The organism is Micromonospora sp. NPDC047738 (genome assembly GCF_040642675.1).
Classification (GTDB): Bacteria; Actinomycetota; Actinomycetes; order Mycobacteriales; family Micromonosporaceae; genus Micromonospora.
Genome location: NZ_JBEYSO010000048.1, coordinates 1 through 20,384 on the forward strand (window position 1 = coordinate 1; position 20,384 = coordinate 20,384).

The 20,384-nt window shown below is 69.3% G+C and carries 17 protein-coding genes and 1 pseudogene; 6 read left to right on the top strand and 12 right to left on the bottom strand.

Features of this window, described 5'->3' with window-relative positions; genetic code table 11:
* Positions 1 to 615 precede the first annotated feature (615 nt).
* Positions 616 to 1,098, bottom strand: a complete 483-nt coding sequence (locus ABZ783_RS35090) for a MarR family transcriptional regulator (protein ID WP_357446696.1) — start codon at positions 1,096 to 1,098, stop codon at positions 616 to 618.
* 70 nt (positions 1,099 to 1,168) lie between these two features.
* On the opposite strand from ABZ783_RS35090, the gene ABZ783_RS35095 reads away from it, so the two are divergent.
* Both ABZ783_RS35095 and ABZ783_RS35100 read left to right on the top strand, forming a co-directional pair.
* Positions 1,169 to 1,936: an SDR family NAD(P)-dependent oxidoreductase gene (locus ABZ783_RS35095; RefSeq protein ID WP_357446699.1), complete on the top strand. Its 768-nt coding sequence runs from the start codon at positions 1,169 to 1,171 to the stop codon at positions 1,934 to 1,936.
* Entirely contained in the window at positions 1,933 to 2,640 is a 708-nt protein-coding gene (locus ABZ783_RS35100; RefSeq protein ID WP_357446702.1) for a DUF4386 domain-containing protein, read from the top strand. Before ABZ783_RS35095 ends, ABZ783_RS35100 begins: the two co-directional genes overlap by 4 nt.
* Before the next feature lie 126 nt (positions 2,641 to 2,766).
* Here ABZ783_RS35100 and ABZ783_RS35105 read toward each other — a convergent pair whose 3' ends face one another.
* Both ABZ783_RS35105 and ABZ783_RS35110 read right to left on the bottom strand, forming a co-directional pair.
* Complete coding sequence (locus tag ABZ783_RS35105; protein WP_357446705.1) at positions 2,767 to 2,895, bottom strand: hypothetical protein; 129 nt, start codon at positions 2,893 to 2,895, stop codon at positions 2,767 to 2,769.
* Positions 2,896 to 2,918: 23 nt separating this feature from the next.
* A complete protein-coding gene (locus ABZ783_RS35110) occupies positions 2,919 to 3,281 on the bottom strand; it encodes a YciI family protein (RefSeq protein ID WP_357446708.1) in 363 nt (120 codons plus the stop codon).
* 366 nt (positions 3,282 to 3,647) lie between these two features.
* Between ABZ783_RS35110 and ABZ783_RS35115 the strand changes: the two genes are divergently transcribed.
* Positions 3,648 to 4,091, top strand: a complete 444-nt coding sequence (locus ABZ783_RS35115) for a DUF6069 family protein (protein WP_357446711.1) — start codon at positions 3,648 to 3,650, stop codon at positions 4,089 to 4,091.
* A 318-nt stretch (positions 4,092 to 4,409) separates the two neighbouring features.
* On the top strand, positions 4,410 to 4,973 hold the full coding sequence (locus ABZ783_RS35120) for a dihydrofolate reductase family protein (RefSeq protein ID WP_357446714.1): 564 nt from the start codon (positions 4,410 to 4,412) through the stop codon (positions 4,971 to 4,973).
* A 317-nt stretch (positions 4,974 to 5,290) separates the two neighbouring features.
* Here the strand turns inward: ABZ783_RS35120 and ABZ783_RS35125 are convergent, their stop codons facing one another.
* The gene (locus ABZ783_RS35125; RefSeq protein WP_357446717.1) at positions 5,291 to 6,298 is read right to left on the bottom strand and encodes an RNA polymerase subunit sigma-70; all 1,008 of its coding nucleotides are present in this window, start codon (positions 6,296 to 6,298) and stop codon (positions 5,291 to 5,293) included.
* A gap of 311 nt (positions 6,299 to 6,609) precedes the next feature.
* Positions 6,610 to 6,732 (bottom strand): annotated as a pseudogene (locus ABZ783_RS35130) (transposase); the annotation flags it as partial.
* A 490-nt stretch (positions 6,733 to 7,222) separates the two neighbouring features.
* On the opposite strand from ABZ783_RS35130, the gene ABZ783_RS35135 reads away from it, so the two are divergent.
* Positions 7,223 to 7,606, top strand: a complete 384-nt coding sequence (locus ABZ783_RS35135; protein WP_357446720.1) for a hypothetical protein — start codon at positions 7,223 to 7,225, stop codon at positions 7,604 to 7,606.
* Positions 7,607 to 8,504: 898 nt separating this feature from the next.
* Here ABZ783_RS35135 and ABZ783_RS35140 read toward each other — a convergent pair.
* From ABZ783_RS35140 to ABZ783_RS35165, 6 genes are all read right to left on the bottom strand, one after another.
* Entirely contained in the window at positions 8,505 to 8,825 is a 321-nt protein-coding gene (locus ABZ783_RS35140) for a hypothetical protein (protein ID WP_357446723.1), read from the bottom strand.
* A gap of 264 nt (positions 8,826 to 9,089) precedes the next feature.
* The gene (locus tag ABZ783_RS35145; RefSeq protein WP_357446726.1) at positions 9,090 to 12,053 is read right to left on the bottom strand and encodes a glucosaminidase domain-containing protein; all 2,964 of its coding nucleotides are present in this window, start codon (positions 12,051 to 12,053) and stop codon (positions 9,090 to 9,092) included.
* A 36-nt stretch (positions 12,054 to 12,089) separates the two neighbouring features.
* Positions 12,090 to 13,424 carry a hypothetical protein gene (locus tag ABZ783_RS35150; protein ID WP_357446729.1) on the bottom strand — a complete coding sequence of 445 codons (1,335 nt, stop codon included), beginning with the start codon at positions 13,422 to 13,424 and terminating at the stop codon, positions 12,090 to 12,092.
* Positions 13,425 to 13,441: 17 nt separating this feature from the next.
* A complete protein-coding gene (locus ABZ783_RS35155) occupies positions 13,442 to 13,921 on the bottom strand; it encodes a hypothetical protein (RefSeq protein ID WP_357446732.1) in 480 nt (159 codons plus the stop codon).
* A 16-nt stretch (positions 13,922 to 13,937) separates the two neighbouring features.
* Positions 13,938 to 15,221, bottom strand: a complete 1,284-nt coding sequence (locus ABZ783_RS35160) for a hypothetical protein (protein ID WP_357446735.1) — start codon at positions 15,219 to 15,221, stop codon at positions 13,938 to 13,940.
* Positions 15,214 to 17,469, bottom strand: a complete 2,256-nt coding sequence (locus ABZ783_RS35165; protein ID WP_357446738.1) for a hypothetical protein — start codon at positions 17,467 to 17,469, stop codon at positions 15,214 to 15,216. The genes ABZ783_RS35160 and ABZ783_RS35165 overlap by 8 nt, the downstream gene beginning before the upstream one ends.
* Before the next feature lie 233 nt (positions 17,470 to 17,702).
* On the opposite strand from ABZ783_RS35165, the gene ABZ783_RS35170 reads away from it, so the two are divergent.
* Complete coding sequence (locus ABZ783_RS35170) at positions 17,703 to 18,626, top strand: BTAD domain-containing putative transcriptional regulator (protein WP_357446741.1); 924 nt, start codon at positions 17,703 to 17,705, stop codon at positions 18,624 to 18,626.
* 29 nt (positions 18,627 to 18,655) lie between these two features.
* Here ABZ783_RS35170 and ABZ783_RS35175 read toward each other — a convergent pair whose 3' ends face one another.
* The gene (locus ABZ783_RS35175) at positions 18,656 to 19,657 is read right to left on the bottom strand and encodes an ATP-dependent DNA ligase (protein ID WP_357446776.1); all 1,002 of its coding nucleotides are present in this window, start codon (positions 19,655 to 19,657) and stop codon (positions 18,656 to 18,658) included.
* Positions 19,658 to 20,384 lie beyond the last annotated feature (727 nt).

Below are 20,384 nucleotides of genomic sequence, written 5' to 3' on the forward strand. Positions count from 1 at the left end.
ATCCGTCAACTCATCCAACGCGCCCGCACGCTCTACCGCTGGGACACCCGACCCACCACCCGCAGGCTCAGGTAACACCTATTGCCGGTCGCTCTAAGGCAGAGAAGCACAATGACACCGCGACCAGCGCTAGACCAACGACGCTGAGGATCGTCTCCTGCATGTCCGCCTGCCCCTTCCGAGGATGGGAGTCTGCCCTCACGCTACGGTGATGCCGCAACCACCTGCAGTAGTTGTGTTCGGACGTGGGAACGGGCGGTCGACGAGCTGCGGATCGCGCTCGGCAGGGCCAGGCAGGGCGGATCCGACTGCGGCGCGGCAGCCATCTCGACGACTTGAGTTCCAACGCGGGGCGTCAGGGGTACTGGTAGTACGGGCCGACAAACCAATGGATATGGCCTGAACTGTGTGGGCCGGGCCTCGGTCAGGGCCGTCGGCCGGCGGCGGCTTCAGGCTGGGAAGTCTCGGCACGCAGGCAGACGTACACCGCCGTGCCGCTGTTGCGAGTTCTTGGCCAGCACCGACTTTCGCTCACCGGTAGCGGCGCGCTGGCGCAGCCCCTGAGCTGCGGCGGTGACGGCTGGCTTGCGGCCGGTGCAGACGTCGCGCTGCTTGTCACCGTGGGGTGCTCAGGTTTCGGTATCCGGGGTGCACGTGCGGGACGAGTCCCTGCTGGTCGGCGATTCGCTGCAGTAGGTTGGCGAGTTGGGACCGCTCGTCGGTGCTGAGGGCGGCGCAGAGGTCGTCTTCGTGGGCGGTGGCAATGGACCGCATGCGCATCAGCACCTGCTGGCCATCGGTGGTGAGGTGCAGCGCGTGGTGGCGGCGGTCGGTCTCGCCGGACCGCCGCTCGACAAGCCCTTTGCGCTCGAGGCTGTCGACGAGCGCGACGACCCGGCTCGGTACGACGCCGAGGTCCGTCGCGAGCGACCGCTGGCTTCGCCCGGGCTGGCTGGCGATCATGCGCAGCAGTCCGACGTCTGCCGGGGTCAACCCGAGTTCCTTTACCCGCTGGGCGAAGCGCTCGGCTGCGTGTGCGCCGAGCTGAGCCAGCAGGAACGCCGCTCCGCTGGGGCCGGCTTGCCGTCGTGAGGTCACCCCGATATGTTACACACAAGTGAACGGTTCAGTCTGGTGAACTGTTCACCTGCGAGAAGGGAGATCTGGAATGCCAGCCATCCGTTATCCCGATCTAACCGGCAGGGTTGCGCTCGTCACCGGCGGTTCACGCGGCATCGGCGCGGCGACCTGCCGCGCCTTGGCCGCCAACGGCGTGCGGGTCGCCGTCAACGGCCGGGACGAGGCGGCGCTCGCCGGCGTCGTGGCCGGCATCGCCTCCGACGGCGGCCAGGCCATCGCCGTGCCCGGTGACGTCACCGATGCCACCACCGTGCGCCGCGTCCGTGAGAAGGTGGAGGCCGCCTTCGGTCCGGTCGACATCCTCGCCACCATCGCCGGCGGGCAGGGCCGGCCCGTACCTACCGTCGCCCTCGACGCCCAGCAGTGGCGCGCGACGGTGGAGTCGGAACTGACCTCGACGTTTCTCGCCGTGCACGAGGTGCTGCCTGGCATGGTGCGCCAACGACGCGGCGCGATCATCACCATGGCCTCCAGCGCTGGACGGCAACCAAGCCAGGCCAACGCCGCGTACGCGGCCGCGAAGGCCGGTGTCGTCATGTTCACCCGACACCTGGCCAACGAGGTCGGTCAGCATGCCGTCCGGGTCAACTGCCTGGCCCCGTCCGCTGTCCGCAACGACCGTATGGAGCAAGCAATGAGCACTCAGCAGCTTGACGAACTGGCCCGGCAATTCCCGCTGGGACGCATCGGCGAGCCCGACGACGTCGCTGAGGCGGTGCTGTTCCTGGCATCCGACGCGTCGTCCTGGATTACCGGTGTCACCCTCGACCTGACCGGCGGGCGGGTGATCGCATGACCACCACAAACGCAACCCAGCGCCGCCGCCACCAGACCGGGCCACCGCTCGGCGTCCTCGCCGTCGTGTTCGCGGGCCTGTTCATCGCCAGCCTCGTCCTCGGCACCCTGCTCGCTGGCGGCAAGCCCTACCCGTCGCCGTTCGGCCCCGCAGCCGACATCCTGGCGTATTTCCGCGATCATCAGCGCGCAGTGCAGGTCGGCGCGGCGCTGCAGTTCGCCGCCGCCATCCCGCTGGCCATCTACAGCGCGACCGTCTCCGCGCGCCTGCACCAACTCGGCGTCCGGGCACCCGGCGCGACCATCGCGCTCGTCGGCGGGACTCTCTCCGCCGCATTCCTCGCCCTCTGCGGCCTGCTCGGCTGGGTCACCTCCCAACCCGAGGTGCTCGACGATCCGGCCCTCGTGCGCGGTCTGCAATACCTCACCTTCGCCACCGGCGGTGTCGGCCACGTGGTGCCGCTGGGTCTGCTGATCGCCGGCGTGGCCGTGCCCGGCCTCCTCGCCCGGCTACTGCCACGCTGGCTTGCCTGGTCTGGCCTGATCATCGCCGCCGTCGCCGAATTCGCCACCCTGAGCCTGCTCATCGACAACGCAGCCATCCTCCTCCCGATCGCCCGCTTCACCGGCCTCGCCTGGCTGATCACTGCAGGCTTCCGGCTACCCCGGCAACGACCACCCAGAGCCGAGAACGCCAGAAACTGAGACTTGCCGGCTATCGAAAGGCCCGGCGGCGGCCAGCCTTACCGCCGTCGGGGCTTCCGCCTCGGCGGTGGGACATGCCCGCAGGCAGCCCTCATCCTGCTCTGAGGGCTTCGATGTCGCTGGCGGTCACCTCGTCCAGCCGTAGATGGCCGAGCGCGCCGGCCATCCGGGTCCGAAGCGGCGGACGAGCGAGGCGATCAGGCGGCCGTACTCCTCGCGGAAGACCCGCTCGACGGCCGTCGTTGCGGGCTGCATCGATAATCGCCGGTCGCGCTGGCTCAGGCGAGGCCGTCGAACGGACGGACCTCGACCTTGCCCCGGCACGCCTTGGACCCCTCGGCCGCGAGTTTGAGCGCCACGTCGAGGTCGGGTGCGTCAATGACCCAGAAACCCCCGAGGGCCTCCTTGGTTTCGAGGTAGGGGCCGTCGGTGATCACCGGCGTCTCGCCCTGGCCGTCCACGACGGTCGCCGTCAACGCCGGCGCAAGCCCACCGGCGAAGACCCAGTAGCCCTCGGCGTGCAGCTTGTCATTGAAAGCGCCGGTCGCGGCGAACGCCTCCTCCATCTCCTCCTTGGAGCCGTAGTTGCCGAACTCGCCCATCTCGGCGGGGCCGTGCACGGCCAGCAGGTAGTGCGTCATCCCACTTCTCCTCAGCTCCGGCGGTCCCGATGACCGCCTTCCACCTCACCACGAACGGCATCCCGCCGATACGACAACCCGCCCCGGAAACCTCGCGATCGTGTTCTTCGTCGGCCAACCGAACGTCCCGCGCCAAGCACAGGACGTTCGTGTGCACAGCCGCGCCTTCGTGTAGGGCGTACCCGGCGAGACTGGCTGCGCCGGCGTCACGGCCGGGTCCCGCGCCGGCCCGTCCCGGCGCTGCGTCACCGCGCAGCCATCCGTAGAACTTTTTTTCTCGCGACCTGTCGAATCCGGACCCGCCCGTTCGTGGAGGGGGTGTGAGCGGGTCGCACCGGGCGGCCCGCCGAGGAAACGGAGCCCGACATGTCCACCACCACCCAGGTCCCCACCCGCATGACCCCCAACGCGCCGACCCCGACTGCCGAGCGACAGCCGGTATGGAAGCACGGCGTCGCCGCAGCCGTCGTCGCCTCGGTCACCACGACCGTCCTCGCGGCAGTCGCGTCGGCCGCCGGGATCTCGTTCGCCGACAGCACCGGCGCGAGCATCCCGATCGCCGGGTTCACGCAGCTGACGCTGCTCTTCTCGCTCGCCGGCGTCGGCATCGCCGCCGTCATGGCACGCAAGGCACGCCGGCCGCGGCGCACGTTCGTGCGGACAACGGTCACCCTGACCGCGCTGTCCATCGTCCCGGACCTCACGTTCGGATTCGACGCCGGCTCCGCAGCAACCCTGATCACGCTGCACATCGTCGCCACCGCGATCGTGGTGCCGACCCTGGCGGGGCGGCTCGCCCCCACACGCTGACCCGGTTCGAACCGTGCCACTGCCCTTCGCCAGGTCGATGTCTTCAGTCCATCCCGCTCAGAGACAACCGCGGCTGCGCTGGTGAAAGACGCAGACGACATGACGGAAGGGCAGATGGCCGCGTTCGCACGAGGGGCTCACGGCGTATTCAAGACCGGTCCCCGTGCCGCAGAGCGAGTAGTAGTGCTCGAGCCCAGCTGAGTGCGCCGTGCCGAGTCCGATGGCGAGGACTACCTGCGGACGCAGATCGCGCACCGATGAGGTTTCCGCGCCGTGCCCGTCTGTACGTGTGAGATCGACCTACGGGAGGCTGGCACGATGCGGAAACTGATCTTCGGTATGAACCTGAGCCTGGACGGCTACATCGCCGCGCCCGGCGACGACCTCGGCTGGAGCGTACCGTGCGACGAGCTGTTCCAGTGGTGGTCCGACCGGGTGGGGGCGACCAGCCTGGCGCTGTACGGGCGCAGACTGTGGGAGACGATGAGCTCCCACTGGCCGACCGCCGACCAGCAGCCCGGCGCCACACCGGCGCAGATCGAGTTCGCCCGTCGCTGGCGGGACATGCCGAAGGTGGTGTTCTCCTCGACGATCAGCACGGTGGACTGGAATACCCGCTTGGTCACCGGGGACGCGGTCACCGAGATCACCCGGCTCAAGGCCGAGGACGGCGGCCCCATGGATATCGTCGGCGCCACACTTGCCGCAGCGGCCATGCGGGCCGGCCTGATCGACGAGTACGTGCTGGTTACCGCACCGGCCTTGCTGGGCGGCGGCACGCCGTTCTTCACGGCCCTGGACAGCTGGGTGAACCTGAACCTGGTGGAGACGCGGACGTTTCCCGGCGGCGTGGTACTGACCCGATACGAGACGAGGCGATGAGCACGGGCCATTTCCTGGGCTCGTGAGGCCAGGACGAAATCCTTCCTGGCGTGCTCACCGTGCCCCTCGACCTTGAGGGAACTTTCCCGGCCCTTCCTTGCGTTCCGAGTGAGCTGTTGACCGACTTGCTGGAGATGAGGGCGACGGCGTCGTTGATCGTGACGATGTTCTTCCGGCATGAAGATGCCCCGCCGGCAACGCCGGCGGGGCGGTGGTGTTCGCGTTGTCGCGTGGTGTTCAGGCAGTTGGGGTGCTCATTCCGCGGTGACTTCGGTGACAGCGTGCGCTGGACTTGTCGACGATGGGGACATGTGAGATCACAGTGTCGGTGGCAGGTCCAGCCATGGTTTGTCGGCGGCGTCGAATCCGGTGAGCTCGGCGATCTTCCCGTCGACGATGTGCAGGACCGCGATGGCGAAGAGCCGGTACTCGGGGTCGTCGGGGTTGCGCAGGTACAGCGCGGCGGCAGGCATGCGGTTGACCGTCGTGGTGATACCGCGCCAGTCGTCGTGGCCGCGCTGGAAGAGCCCACCGGAGAGCCAGCCGTTGACCGCGTCCTTGGCCGTCGTGGTCACGGTGCCCGGATCGGGCAGCATCGCGAAGCGTAGGTCGTCGCGCAGCAGGGACATCAGCCTGTCGAGGTCGTTGCGCTCATGGGCCTCGATGTACGACTTCACCACGCCGCGCTCGTCATTCGACAGCTCGTGGATGGCGGGGCTCCGCCAGTTGAGGCGGCGGTCGGGCAGCTGCTCGCGCATCGTCACACGGGCCCGCTGCAGTGCGCTGGTCACTGATGCGACGGTCAGCTCGAGGGCTTCGGCGGCTGTCGACGCCGGCCAGCCGAGGACGTCGCGCAGGATGAACACCGCCCGCTGCCGCGGCGGCAGGTGCTGGACGGCGACAATGAACGCCAGCTCGATCGTCTCCCGCGCCACCACCGATTCCTGTGGGTCCTCGGGGAGCATCCGGTCGGGGTACGGCTGCAGGTACAGCACCTCGGAGTCGGGGTCCGGCAGCTCGGACGGTACGGGTGTGCGGTCGTCGCGCTTCCTCAGGAAGTCGAGGCAGGCGTTCGTCGCGATTCGGTACAGCCAGGTCCGCAGGGCCGCGTGGCCCTTGAACGACTCCCGCTTGTTCCACGCTCGCAGGAACGTCTCCTGCGTCATGTCCTGGGCGTCCTCGTAGTTCGCGAGCATCCGGTAGCAGTGCACCTGCAGCTCACGCCGGTGGCGCTCGGTCAGGAGCGCGAACCGCGCGGTATCGTCCGCGCGGACCGCCGCGATGAATGTGGCCTCGGCGGCGCCAAGCCGTCTGGCGTCGGTCATGTCGTTAATCCTTCCACCGGTGCGAGAGTGCTAACTGAACTGACGACGTGGCGGAGGATTTCTGATCGGCGAAGCCACGGACACCGGGCCGTTCGCCAGGCCGGATGGGTGGGGTCGATCCAGGGGAGGTGCTCCGGGGTCGGGAACGCCTTCGATGTCGAGGTGGGGCCAGCACGGCTAAGCGTTGTTCTCCGGCGCCTGCTACTCAAGGGCCATCAGGGTCCGGAACTGGCTGAATCCTTCCGCACTCAGCCGGCTCGCTGCGACCTGATCATGACCAGGGCTGCTCTCTCCGCCAGCGCCAGTATCGGTACCCAACTGTGCAACGTCTCCCGGCTGACACCCAGATCGTCAGCGACCTGCCCGATCGTCACCCCCGGCCGAGACCGGTACAACGCGACCGCGTCAGCCTTGAACTCGGCGGGTAGTGCTTCATCACCAGCTGTGAAGACGGCGGTGGTTGTACCAGTCGACGTATTCCTTGCGCTGTTGTCACGCTTCACACCGCTGACCACCGACGAGGAGATACGCGTTGCTCGGCCGATGCTCGCTGTCGCCCTGAACCTGCTCCGCGAAGGGCCGTCGCTGCCAGAGCCGCGGTTCGGTCCTAGCTTGCAGGAGCGGCTGGCGTACCAGCTCGATCACTGGGATTGCCGTGAGGCAAGGTCCGGATACCGGTAGGTCGCCAGCGCCGAAGGCTGGGCCCTCACGGAAGCCGAAGAGGACGGGTGGGGTCCGCTCACCATCCGCAGTCCAGGCAGCATCGAGTTTCCCTTCCTGCAGTGGAAAACGTTTATGAACGACGTCGTGGCTGCATACCGCGCGACCGTCGAGCCCGCCTGGCGGTCGCTGCCCGCTCTCCGAGCCGATGCCTCCACCGGAGAATACAGTAGCCGTGATTCGAGACATGACGGGAGTGCGGGGATGAGCCTCGATATCTCAGTGTGGATACCGGACGACGACGCCTACGCCGGTCGGGAGGTTGTCGTGGATCCGCCGGGCACCAGCACTGGAGTAGGAGCTGAAAGCTTTCGTTATGAGCTGTGGGGCTCCGCAGCCGCACGACATCTCGGCGCGACGTCCCTGCCGCAACTCGCTGACATCACGGTCGAGAACCGTGGGAATCTCCAGGTCCCGCCCGGCCAGCTCGACGCCTTCGAGCAGGAGTGCGTACTCCTGGCAGAGAACGTCGAGCAACTATCCGCCGCGACTGGATACGATGCGGATCGTATTCTCCATTACCTGACCAATATGCGGCACGCTGTGGAGCGCGCCAAGGCGGTACGCGGCGGCATCATCATCTGGTAGCGGCATCAGGGACGGCCGGCTGGGCGGCAGCGCCCACCCCGATTCCGCACATAAAGGAGTCCGCTCATCGGCTACGCGCTCATCGCGGCAGACCAGGTGGCTGACCTTGGCCGGTGGGTGTTCATCCAAACCGTGCCTGCCGGCCCCATAGTGGCTCGCCGAAAGGTCTGTCCTAGTCCTGAGCGAAAATCGAGTTTATGTATGTGCCACGGCATGCCTTGAGCGCGTTGAGGACGTCCGATATTCGACCTTGGATGCGCGCGTTGGGTATTGGCGTGAAGTCGCTGAGGGATGCCCCAACGGAGGCGAAGTCCGACGGGTCGAAGCAGTACTGGCCGAGGAGACTCCATCCCGCTTGTACCTCGACAACGACACCGTCCGGCGAGGAGGCCCGAAGCCAACCGGTGCACTGGTCGGAGAAATTGTATGGAAGCATCACTGCGCCGCCGGCCGGTGACAACCCTTCTAGAAGGGTCACCCACTGGTCCAACATGGCACCAGGTCCTCGATACAGGCTGCCGAAGCCAAAAGAGGGGCTGTCGGGCTCCGAGAACTCATGGCGGCTGGTGCCTAGCTTGAGAACGTAGCCCCGCCATCGCGCCTCGTCAGGCTCGACCGAGAAGACAATGTGCGGCCCTGGATCGGCGGACATAAGTGCCCTCTCGCTAGAAGCGTGCCTCGATTCCCGCAGCGTGCCGCTTCGAACAGGATCGGTCAAGCCTTTTGTTAGCTAGCGAGCATTCAACACGTCTAAGTGATGTACTGTCATCGGCAGATCCGGATGCGGAGCGGTTCGCCGAAGTGGCGCGCGCCTGTTACGCAGTGTTACCGATTGGGGGCTGCGGGCGCAGGACCCGGGGGTAATGGCCCCATGCACTGACTGCGGCCCGACCGTCGCCTACCTATCGGGTGTAGGCGTGAAGGCGGCTAGCGGGTGGAGTTGGCCGGTCATGGCGGCGAGGGCGGCGGCGACGGCCTGCAGGTCAGCCTTGATATAGGTGGTGGTGGCGGGTCCGCAGCGGTCGGTGTGGCGGGCGTAGGCGCGGGCCACTCCGTAGCCGAAGTGGCGTTCCACCCAGGTGAGGGTGGTGTGGCGCAGCCAGTGGGTGGAGATGCCCTGGGCGGCGACCCAGGGTAGGCGTTCGCCGATGCGTTTCCAGAGGTGGTCGTAGCGGCGGCTGCCGATCGGCCGGCCTGCCCCATGGCCGCCATGTCGCAATCCGACGAACTGCTGGACGACGAACGCTTCGCCCAGGCGGCTGCGGTGCTCGAGTGGTGATCGGCTCCCCGCAAGCGCCGCGCTCGGCGCTGAGAGTCCCCCGCGTGCTGGGCTGCGTTCACGGCGAGCGGCATTCTCGTCATCGGCGGTGACTTCCGGCCCGCGACGCCCAGCCGTCGCCCACCGCGATGGGGCTCGTGCGACAACCAGCGGCGGCGATGATCGTCCGGTCACGCCCACCTCAGACGCGCTGCGATCGGATGGTCACCGCACTCCCCTCTCCACCTCTTTCTCGATCGTTCGCATCACGCTCGTCAGCACCGATGCGTAGGACGGATCGGTGGCGTAGCCGGCCGCGGCGACTGCCCGGGCGAACGCGTAGGGGTCGCCGACGTGACCAAACGCTGGCGCATACCGCTTGTGGCGCCGGAGGAACGCGCCGTGCGCGGAAAACGCCTCGGCTGGCGAGGGGTATGCGCGGAACCAGTCCTTGACGACGTAGTCGTACCTCCCGTCGGGCCGGGGTGTCACCGAGATGATCTCGGGGAAGACGGCGTTGGGGTGGCGGAGCACCTCTTTCGTACGAAGGAGTTGTCGGGTCGATTCCGGATCGCTCGCCTTGGCCTTGATGCCGAAGAAGTTGTTCCGCGGTGCGTGTCTTCCCCACCCGGACTCGAGGGCGGCCTGGCCGAGCGTGACCAACCACGGGACGCCCGTCTCGTCCTGGCTGCGTTTGGCGTGCGGCAGGTGCTCCCGTACGAAGGTCGCGACGTGTGACCCGCTGGCCGGAGCCGGCGCCGGTGTTCCGTTCAGTCCCGGTACCGGGCCGGCGAAGAGGGTGCTGGGGTGCAGCGCACCCTCCCAGCTGAGATCGACGTGAATGTGGTCGGTGTGCTTGTTCTGGCCGGGGTACGGTCGCCAGCCCTCGGCTCGCCGTCCCCAGTACCAGATCCTCCCGTTCCAGATGATCACCGCGACCTGTAGTTCGACGGCGTTGGCGACGAGCCATGCCACGTAGGCGTCGGCCTGCGCCCGTTGGCCTGGATCGCCGGCCCGGGCGTAGAGGTCGGCCGATCTGCCTTCGCCGTGCAGGGAGGGTTTACCGGACGCCATCAGCCGACAGTTGAAGGTGCCGGCCTTGCGCCCCGTCAGCTGTCGCCACTGGTCGGCGATCGCGCGCGCACCGAGCTGTTCCCCCTTGGCACACTTGCTGAACTTGCCCAGTGTGACCCGGCCGGCGGCACGCTCGGGGGTCCTGGTGGTGTTCGTCGCGGGAGTTGGTGACGTCGGCGGGCTCGGGGTCGGCGTGGGCCGGGTTGGCCTGGCTCGCCCTGTCCGGTAGGCGTCGATTTCGGCGAGCGCCCGTCGGTCCGCATCCTTGCTCAGGTACGTCCACCGGGTCCAACGTCCCCGCACGTCGATGTGGGCGAAGGATCCGCCTATGCCGACCCCGATTCGGTCACCGCAGGCGTCGATCGCTGCCTTGGCGATCTCCATGCCGGTCATGTCGGCGATGCTGATGTCTGCGGCCTGGCCGCTGCAGTGCCGGCTGTGGGTGGGTGTCTTGCCGCGTCCGCGGTACACCTCGACGTTGTGCGCCCAGGAGCGGTATCCGGAGGTGATGCGTATCGGCTTGCCGACGCGGTCGCGGATGGCCTGCAGGCAGCGGACGAGTTCCGCCGAGATTCTGGCCTTGTCCGCGGTTCGCCCGCCGCTGCTGACGAGTTCGCCGACGGTGAAGTTCGCCGAGAGCCGCTGCGCCCGTACGGCAGGGCCGGTGTCATACAGTGGCAGACTGGTGCCGTTCGGGTCCCAGTGCTCCTCGTCGGGCCCGGTGGGACCGGACACGGTCGTGAGTACCAGGCCGGACGGGAACGCCTCGTGCTGCCCCGGCCGGAACTCGCCGGCGACTTCCCGGTCCCGTTGCCACTCCTCCGTCTCGACCTCGCCGGACTCCTCGTCCGAGGGCATGACGTCGGCCGTCGGGCCCTCGTCGGCGCCGCCGTAGCGTTCCTCGAAGAGGAGTTCGTCCTGTTCACCCTCGACGTCTTCGAAGCGCCACCCCGTCGAGCCGAAGTACTCTTCATCCTCTGCTTCGTTCTGGGTGCGGGGAGCGGATGTGTCCGGCAGTCGCGCGGCGGGGTCGGCGAGCAGGCGCCAGCCGTACCGCTGCGGGATGTCGTTGTGCCCGACGCGGGTGCGCTCCACCCGGAACGTGTCCGGCGCCGATCCACGGATCGCGCGGTGCACCTGTTCGCTGTGCGCGGCGGTGCCTTCGCCTGCGCGGTAGATGACGCGCAACGACCCGGAGCCGCGTGCGATGCGCCGCCGGGCCCACTCGATCAGTGGCGCGGGATTGGTGTAAAGCGCATCGAAGGTGACGACCTCATCCGGGTCGGTGTGCTTCAGGATCGCCATCAGCGGGGCGCCACCGCCGGAGTGTGCCGTCAGGATGAGGCGTCCCGTCGTCACGCTGGCACCGGTCTCCGCCGTGAAGCGGGCGAGAGCGTCGTTGATGAGGGCCTGGATCGCGCCCGGCTTCGTCAGTGCGGGGAAGGAGTAGCCCATGCCGGAGCGCCCGCCGAAGTAGTGGCCGCGCGGCAGCACCATGACGGTAGGCGACGTCCGTCCTGGTGAGCCCGAACCAGCGGGGTCCTGGAAGTCGAGGCCGCTGATCGGTTCCTTGTCGCGAACCAGGTTCATCGCGCGGCCTCGGCTCGAGTACCCGTGCAGGTGGACCACCACGTCGACGGTCGACGGCTCGGTCATCGCGTTCCACTTCACGATCAGGTCGGGCGGTTTGCCGACGTGCGCGGCGAGCATCGGGTGCCGCTCCACCACGAGGCGTCCGGGGAGCACCTGGACCGTGAGGGTCGACTCCTCGGCCGGGGTGTCCTCGGTGAGGGGACCAGTCTGCTCAGCCGCGATGTCCGCCAACTCCGGCTCGGGGCCGTAGTCGGCCAACTCCGGCTCGGGGCCGTAGTCGGCCAACTCCGGCTCGGGGCGGTAGTCCACCGGCTCGGGCGTGAGGTCGGCCAGGTCCGGCTCCAGAGCGTGATCCTCTGATTCGAGTTCGGAGACCGGCTCCACCGTCGGGCTGTGGCCGGCCGACTCCGGCTCCGCGGACGCGTACTCCTCCCGCTCGTCAATGCGCGCGAACACGTCGTTTCGCAGCGGCCACCGGCCGGCCTGCTCGCCCTCTGGGGGCTGCACGAGGGGGGCGAACACCGTCGATTCCGCCGCCGTGTCCATCTCCGCCTCCGATCACGGCCGGTGCGCGGCGCTCGCGCCATTCGCGTTTGGGCCAAGCGGTGCTGGGACCGCCGGATTGAACCGTGGCGTGGAGGAGGTGGGCGTCGGGAGCCGGGTCGGCTGTGCCTGGGGCGCCCCACCTGCGGAACGACTCGTCGTGACCGCCGAGTCCTTGATCCGGTCCCCCGTGGCCGACTGCCACAGGTCGATGATCCGGTTCATCGTCGCCCGGATGGGCGGGTTCGGCGTGCCGAACGAGCGGTAGAGCAGTTCGGCGTTCGCTGGGGCGCTGAACTGGTCGAGCTCGACGAACCACAGCACCGGCGACAGCAGGTCGGCCAGCTCGAACAGTTCACGGGCGTGCCGCGGCGGCACGATGCCGACTCGGGTGCCGATCGCCGCCAACCGGTCGGCGGGATTGCCGCCGGTGCCCCCGGCGCCGGCACTCAGGTCTTCCACCACCGCCGTGTCGAACTCGACCGTCAGGTGGAACCAGCTCAGCATCGCGCCGTAGGCGAACTCCTCGCGCGCCAGGAGCCCGCCGCGCCGCCGCAGACGCAGCAGCTCGCCGATCGTCTGGCAGAGGTAGCCGACGTAGTTCGGGTCCGTGGGATTGGCCCCGACCTGGTTGCGATCGTTCTCGATGCCGACCCACACCTGGCGCAGCAGGTCGGTCCACAACTCGATGAAGCGCAGGTTGGCGCCCGGTCCGGTGTCCTGCTTCCAGGGCTGTCCCTGGATCGGGCCACGCGGCGGGTGCGGCAGGTCGCAGCCGAACATCCGCCAGTACGCGTTGCGCCGGTTCACCTCGGCGTCCGGCCGGAGCTGGCTGGTGAGCCCGCCGACGTGGAACAGCGGCGGGTCACGGAAGAAGAGTTCCTCGGTGGCCCGCACCCAGGCCACGGTCGCTACGGAGGGAGTCGGCAAGGTCTCGCCGACCACGTACCGCCGAACGACCTCCGCCATGATCTGGAGGATGCCGGTGCTCTCGACCAGGTACGGGTAGATCATGTGTTCCCAGGGCAGCGGTCCAAGGTCGACCCCGAGCGCCGGAGGCCCCGCGAAGGCGGGCTGGGTGGTTGCGGGCGACGTCGGCCGCACACCCGATCGCAGACCGACGTCACGGAGATTGTCGGGCAGCTTGAGACGGTCGATGACGGCCGGGTCCCCGAGGGCCTTGGGCGTCGCGGATGCCTGGGGCCAGGACGCGACGCCGCCGCCGGCCCAGATCTCCTCCAGCCAGCGGCTGAGCTGTATCGGATGAATCGCGAACGTGGTGGCCGGGTCCGGGGCCAGCCCGCCCTTCAGGGTCGGATCACTGATCAACTGGGCCAACGTGCGGAACATGTCGATGACCTTTCGCTTTACTTGATGGGCCCGGCGCCCGCAGCGGGCACGCGACGGACGAGGGCGAAGGCGAGCGGCCGGTGCCCTTCGTCGTCGAACTGGATGGTGCGGACCTCCCCCGGCTTGAGCAGCTGGGGTGGCTGACCCGTCAGCGCGGACGCCGCCACCGCTCGTTGCTTGCCGTCGGCCAGGAACAGGGTGATGTGCTCGGTACCGAACGGCAGCCCGTCGACGAAGACCAGCCGCGGGGTGTCGTCGGGATGCAGCTCCACCTGCCGCAACGCCAGGTCCGTCTCACCCCGGCGGCCCATGTTGCCGAGGGCGTTGCGCAGCGCCCGGAAGCGCAGCTCGATGCCGGCCTGCCCGATGCCCATGCCCCCCAGCGGTGCGCGCTCCCGGTCTGACACCAGCGCGGCGAGCGCTTCGGCCTGCCGCTCCTCGATCTTGGCGATCTTCGTGAGAATCTCCGCCAGTTGGTTGTTCTGATTGGTGGTCATGGTCGTCCCCCTGTTTTTATGCGGCTGGCGCCTGCTCGCTGCCAATCCGGCGTAGCCAGTTCTCCACGTCGGTGCCGGGTGTGCCGGCGGTGACGCCGCGCAGGACGATCCAGCCGAGAACCCGCATCGGCTCGATCCGCTGCAGGTAGCGCGAGGTGTAGAGCGACGGGCCGGCGCGCTGCGCCAGCCGTTCCAGCTCGGCGGGCGCCACCCGCCGCGGATCGAGAACCGTCGCGAGCGGCACGCCGCCGAAGGCACGCATCGCCGTCCGGGTGCAGGCGTCCACCAGCGCGGGCAGGCGGGGCAGGGTGGCGGCGGCGACCGCGGCGGCGTCGTGCGGTGCCCGCTCCACCGGGTGGCGCGCCAACCACGCCGCTCCCAGACCGTCCCACGGGCCGGGCCCGAACCACGACCGGCACAGCGCGACGTTGAAGAGCACGCGCAGCCAGGCAAACGGATGCGGATCGCCGAACGGCATCCGGAACACCGCGCGGGTCTCACCGTCGACGACCGTGGCGAGCGAGGGTACGGGTGCGTAGCCGAGCAGCGCGAACGCGTATACGTCGGCGGCCACCTCGCCGGCCCAGCCCCGCCAGGTCTCGGCAGCCAGCGCGGAGAACGGCGCGAGTGTGTCGTGCAGGGCTGCGCCGAGCTCGGCCGTCCAGCCGGTCAGGTGAGCGACCTGATGGCCGGTCTCGTGCATGAGGGACGTCGGTCGCCACAGGTTGTGGCGGGTGATCTTGACGGCTGCCACGGGTGAGAGGGAGGTGTCCCACAGCCGGGCACCGGCCCGCAGGATCGACGCACCGATCCCCTTGTCCAGATAGGTCAGCACGGGCGGGACGTCGATACCGACTGGGCGGAGGCCCCGCTCCATGCTGTCGACGGCGAGCGCGTCGAGCCCGCGCAGGATCCCGGCGATCCGCGGGTTGGTGCGGGTGTTCACGGCGTCGCCGAAGAAGTCGATGACCGTCTCCGCCCGGAGGTAGTCACGCCGCAGCCGCAGCAGGGCAGCCCGCACCCGGTCGAGGTCGGCGGGGTCGGTGGCGGCGGCGAGACTGGCTCCCAACTGGTCGGCCTGGGCGGTGACACGCGCCGCGACCGCCCGCAGGCTGCCCCGCACCCCGAGCCCGAGGTACGACTCCAGCGCCCCCCACGCGGCGGGGGCGGCGACGGTGTCGAGCTCGGCGAGTGCGGCGGCCGCGCGCCGCCAGTGTCGCAACTCCACAGCGAGCGTGGCGCGATCCTCGGCGGTGGCCGGACCCACCTGCGGGTCCACCACCAGGGCACCGTCAGCCACGACCCTGCCTCCCGGGCTGCACGCCGGCCTGCGCTGGCGGAAGGTCCGCGGCCAGGGTCTGCCGGGAGAGCCCGGTGACCGTGAGGGTGATCGTCACGCCGTCGGCCGGGTCGCTCACCGCCGACGCCAACTGCGCGGCGTTCTTGTTCAGGAAGTTCGACAGCCCGGCGGTGAGCGCGGCGACCACCCGGTCAGCCGCGACGCGGGCTTGGCCCGGATCGGCGATCAGCGACCGCTTGAGCAGCCGGGCGGCCAGCACGGCGGGCAGTGCCCGGCGGTACTGACCCTGCAGGGCGAGCAGGACCGACGGCAGGTCACGCTGTCCGGTCGAGGCCGCCCCGGCCAGCCGGGTGAGGATCTGCTGTGCCTGCCGCTCGGACAGGCGTAGCAGGACGCGCAGCTGCCCGGAGGCGTCGAGGCGGACGAGCATCCGCCGGTACCGCCGCGACCGGGGCGGCAACCCGGGCACCCGGACCCGGAAGAATCGGTCGCCCGCCTGCGGTCGCGGCCGGCCCGCCTCCGTTCCGCCCGCCGATCGCGCCCGGCCGAGCGCCGGCTCGCCGACCAGCAGTCCGGCGATCTCGGGGGTGAGGTACTCGTACTCGCCGCTGTCCGGCGACCGCGCGCCGGCGGCCTCGTCCTGGGTGAAATGGCCGAGATGAGTGCCCGGTAGCGCCTCGTAGAGATGTACCTCGGCCTGCACTGGCCAGCGCTCGACGCCCCGGTCGAGCAGGTGGGTCTCCAGGGTGCCGCCGTCCGACCACGGCACGCAGCGGGCGAGCTGGCGACTGACCGGCACCAGGAAGGTTCGGGTGTACCGCCGGAACCGGAAGCGGGGTCGCGCCGCCCTCGGCATCAGCACCCACACGCCGCCTTCGCCCGCGGTCTCCCGCTCGGGCAGGTCCGCACGCAGCAGCCGGTCGGGCAGGTACGCTGCAGCCGCCTCGGCGAACGCCTGCTGCAGCGCGCCGTCGAGCTGAAGCTGGTCCTCGAAGGCGGCGGGGGGCAGTTCGAGCAACCGCAGGACGGTGCCCTCGACAGTCGACGCGAGGGCCTCACCGGCCAGCGCCTGCTCCTGGTCGGGCGCGACCTCGAAGCCCAGCATCCGCAGGCCCACGTCGACGATCGGCTGCGAGATCGCCCGCGCCGCGTCTGCACCGATGATCCCTTTGATCAGGTCGGCGACTCGGTCGGCGATAAAGCGGACGACCTTGTCCCGCCCGATGATGGAGATGCCAAGTTTGATCAGCGGCTGGACCGCCAGCACCGCGGGGATGAACTGTTCGATCTCGGCGGACGGTCGAGTGCCGGCCGGCAGGTCGGTGAGCTGCCGCGCCAGGCGCGTCCGGGCCTCGTCGAGGTCAGCGAGCCGATCCCTGCCCCCGCCGTCGGGCCCGGTCTCCCACTCGGCCGTCTCGACCATCTCGTCGAACGTGTCCGGTGCGAGCAGCAGGCTGGTGAGCTGCAGGTCCAACTCCTCGGACAGCCCGCTGACCAGGTCGGCGCCGGACGCCGTTTCGCGCTCCCCCAGCCCCAGCTTCCCGGCGAGCGTCTTCGCGATCGATTGGACCGACGGTGGCAGCTTGTTCAGGGCGGCCCCGAGCACCCGCTGCAACAGCGGCCGGACCAGAGCCTTCAGCTTGTCGAGCAGCGGCCCGATCGGCAGGATCCGCCCGACGGCGGCGACACCCTTCTTCGCCAGGTTGACCGCACCCTTGACCACCTGTTTCGCCTTCTGCAGCAGGCCGCCGAGGAACTGGTCGAACCCCTCCGACCCGAGCGATGCCGCCTCGCCGGCCGAGGCGAGGAAGGACTCCAAGTCGCCACCGCTCATCGCGTGGACGTCGGTGCTGCGCACGCTCTCCGCGAGACCGTCGATGGCCCGCTCGGAGGCCTCCGCCAATGGCTCGAGCCACTCCTGCAACGCAGTCCACGACTCCGCCTCCGGCGGCGCGGCGGACCACGCCGCCTGTTGCGCCACGTGCCGTGCCGCCGCCTCGTCGACGAGTTGCTCCAGCGCCTCGGCGAAGTCCTCGTCCCGCAACGTCTCCAGCAGCTCCGCCGCCGTCTCCTCCGTGCGGTCGCGCAACTCGCCGGTCAACCCGGCGCCGAAGGGCGACTCCAGCAAACCCACGTCCGCCGGCGCCGCCTCCGGGTGGGCCGCAGCGACCGTATGGACGCCCGCGAAAGGCGAGTAGTGCCCGACCGCATCGGCGGTCCCGGCGTACGTTCCGCCCAGCACGCTCATTCCGGCCCCCCTGACTCTCAGCAACGGGGACGAGCGTGCCCGGCCGGCGTATGCCGGAGCGTCAACGCCGCGTATCCGTCGGCGTTCGGGTGCCCGGCGGGCACTGGGCAAAAGGCCACCAATCAGCACTGATGGGCGAGCGGTCCGTCGTGCTCGTTACATTTCCTTGCTCCCGCCACGAACGCCGGACGAGCATGTTTCGTAGGTTCGGGCACCTGTTGAGGAGGCCCTCAATGCCGGTGATCCACCGCAAAAAACCCGCCACGGAATCTCGTTCCTCGGCCTGCGTTTCACTGCTCGGCGGCTTCGACCTACGGGTTGGGGGCGCCCCCGTCGCCCTGCCGATACAGGCCTGCCGGGTGCTCGCATACCTCGCGCTGGACTGCAAAAACCGACCGAACAGCGCGCGCAATCAACTGGCCGAGCGGCTCTGGTCCGATGTGTCGACCGACCGTGCGTACGCGAGCCTTCGCACTGCACTGTGGCGGATCCGCCAGTGCCACCCCCAGTTGATCCAGGTCGAGCGCGACCGGTTGCGCCTGCACGACCTGGTAGACGTGGACGTCAACCACAGCCGCGGTCAGGCGCTGCGGCTGCTGTCCGACGATCCTGACCTGCGGCCGGCCGACGCCCAGGTTGCCGCCCTGATCGCGGAGCTACTGCCCGACTGGGACGAACACTGGCTGGTCATGGAACGGGAACGGCTCCGCCAGCTTCAGCTGCGCGCCCTGGAGGCGCTCGCACGCCGCCTGTGCACGCTTCGCCGATACCCGGAGGCGATCGACGTCGCCTTCCTGGTGATCGCCGCCGAGCCGCTGCGCGAGTCCGCGCACCGAGCGTTGATCGACGTCTACCTTGCCGAAGGCAACGCCGCACAGGCTCACCGGCAGTTCGACCGGTACGCGACGATGTTGCACGCCGAACTCGGCCTTACGCCGACCGAGTCGTTGATCGCCCGGGTCGGCGGGCGGCCCTCCCGCGACCCGCGACCCGGCTATCTCCCGCACCGGCGGCCGGCGATACCACTGCCTCCTCGGGCGTCCACAACTCCCGCCTTTGAATGGGGCGCTAGTCCTCCCGATCGGGTTACGAGGCGCGCGACCCTTTCCGTGCCTGAGAGTCCCCATGGCTTCGTGTCCCGGACGGAACATCTATGAGAAGCCACTCACTGCAGGCCCGCGAATGCTCACCCCGGGTCGCCGAAGTAGCCTTCCTCCTCGCCGAGCAGCAGCGGCACGTCATAGACCGACAGGTCCGTCCGGACCCGCGCGTAGCGCACGCGGTGGCGCCATCGTCCGTGTTCGAACGCCACGTCGGCGTCGATCTCCGCCACCACGCTGGGCTCCACCTGCACGTACGGCAGCGGCTCTGGCCGGTCCAACTGGCCGGACCAGGACGCCGGCAACGGATTCGGCCACGGGTGTGCGACCGCGCCGCGGCGCGGCATGCGTGGCGGTGAGAGCTGTTCGGCCAGCCCCGCCCGCTGATCAGTGGTCAATGGGTGGGAGCGGCCGGTGTACCGCAGCCGTTCCCGCCGGTCGAATCGGCCGAGCAGCAGGGTCTCCGGGCGGCTGATGCTGCCGGTAACCCCGCCGACGATGGCCTCCGTGACGATGCGAGTACGGAACTTCGACCAGCCGCGGCGGCCGGGCTCGTACCGGCCGGCCAGGCGCTTGCTGACCACACCCTCGATCCCCACGGCGATCGTCCAGTTCAACAACCAGTCCGACACCTCCCCCATGTTGGCCGTCTGCGGGGTCACGGTGAGCTGCGCCGGGGCGCCGGCGAGCAGCCGCTCCAGCCGGGCCCGGCGCTCCGACAATGGCAGGTCCAGGAGCACCCGGCCGCCGACGTCGGCGAGCAGATCGAACAGCACGTAATGGGCAGGACACTCACGCGCCACGCGCAGCACAGCGCGGCCGGCGGTGATCCGCCGTTGCAACTGCGCGAAGTTGGTCCGGCCACGCTCCCAGACGATCAGCTCACCGTCGAGCACCACACCGGGCGGGATGGCCGCCCGGATCGCCCGGGTGATATCCGGGAAGTAGGTCGTCAGGCTCCGACCGGCCCGCGACTGCAAATACACCCCATCCACCTCGCGGAAAGCGATCGCCCGCCACCCATCCCACTTCGGCTCGTGCACCAGACCCCGACCCTCCGGCACCGCATCAACCGGCGCCGCGAGCATCGGCGCAACCGGCCGACGCAGCACCGGCTCCGCCGCCGCACCCACCCGCGCCCGGCCGGAACTCACCTCCAGCCCCGCCCATGAGCCCCGCTCATCTCCGCCCCCCACGTCATCGTGGGAGGCAACCGCCTGACCTCGGGCGGAGATCCGCGACAACGAATGCCGCAGTGGCCACAGCACCGCTGCCTCCGGACGATCCAGCGAAGCGCTCCCCTGTTCAAGCACGGCGGACCAATCTGTGCGGACTGATCGGGCTACCTACCACCGCGGCCACCTCTTGAAGGTGCCAGCGCTCGGGCTGCCGGACGGGGGTCCAGGCAGCGCTCGCTCGTGGAACCCGTTCGACATCCGCGGCGACAACGGCCTGGTCGCGGGGTGTTAGCACATTCGGTCATGATCAGGGCGTTTTCTACGGTGAGATGCTTCGTGGTGGGCGCTGAAACTCGACGGCAGCAGCCTCAGCCGGGTCATGGGCGTGAGGGCGGGCTGGCGCTGCTGGGAAGTTGGTGCCGGAGGCCCCAGCATTCCCGAGGCGCTCGCCACGGCCGTCGGACCAACCGGTTACGTGCTGGCCACGGACATCAATCCGGCCTGGTTGGACCCGCACGGCGGGTACGAGGTGCTCCGGCACGACATCGTCGGGGACCGGCCGCCGCAGCCAGTGGTCGCCGTCCTACCTGGCCGGCAGATGACCTTGGCAGGCCGGGGCACGACGGACCCGATCAGG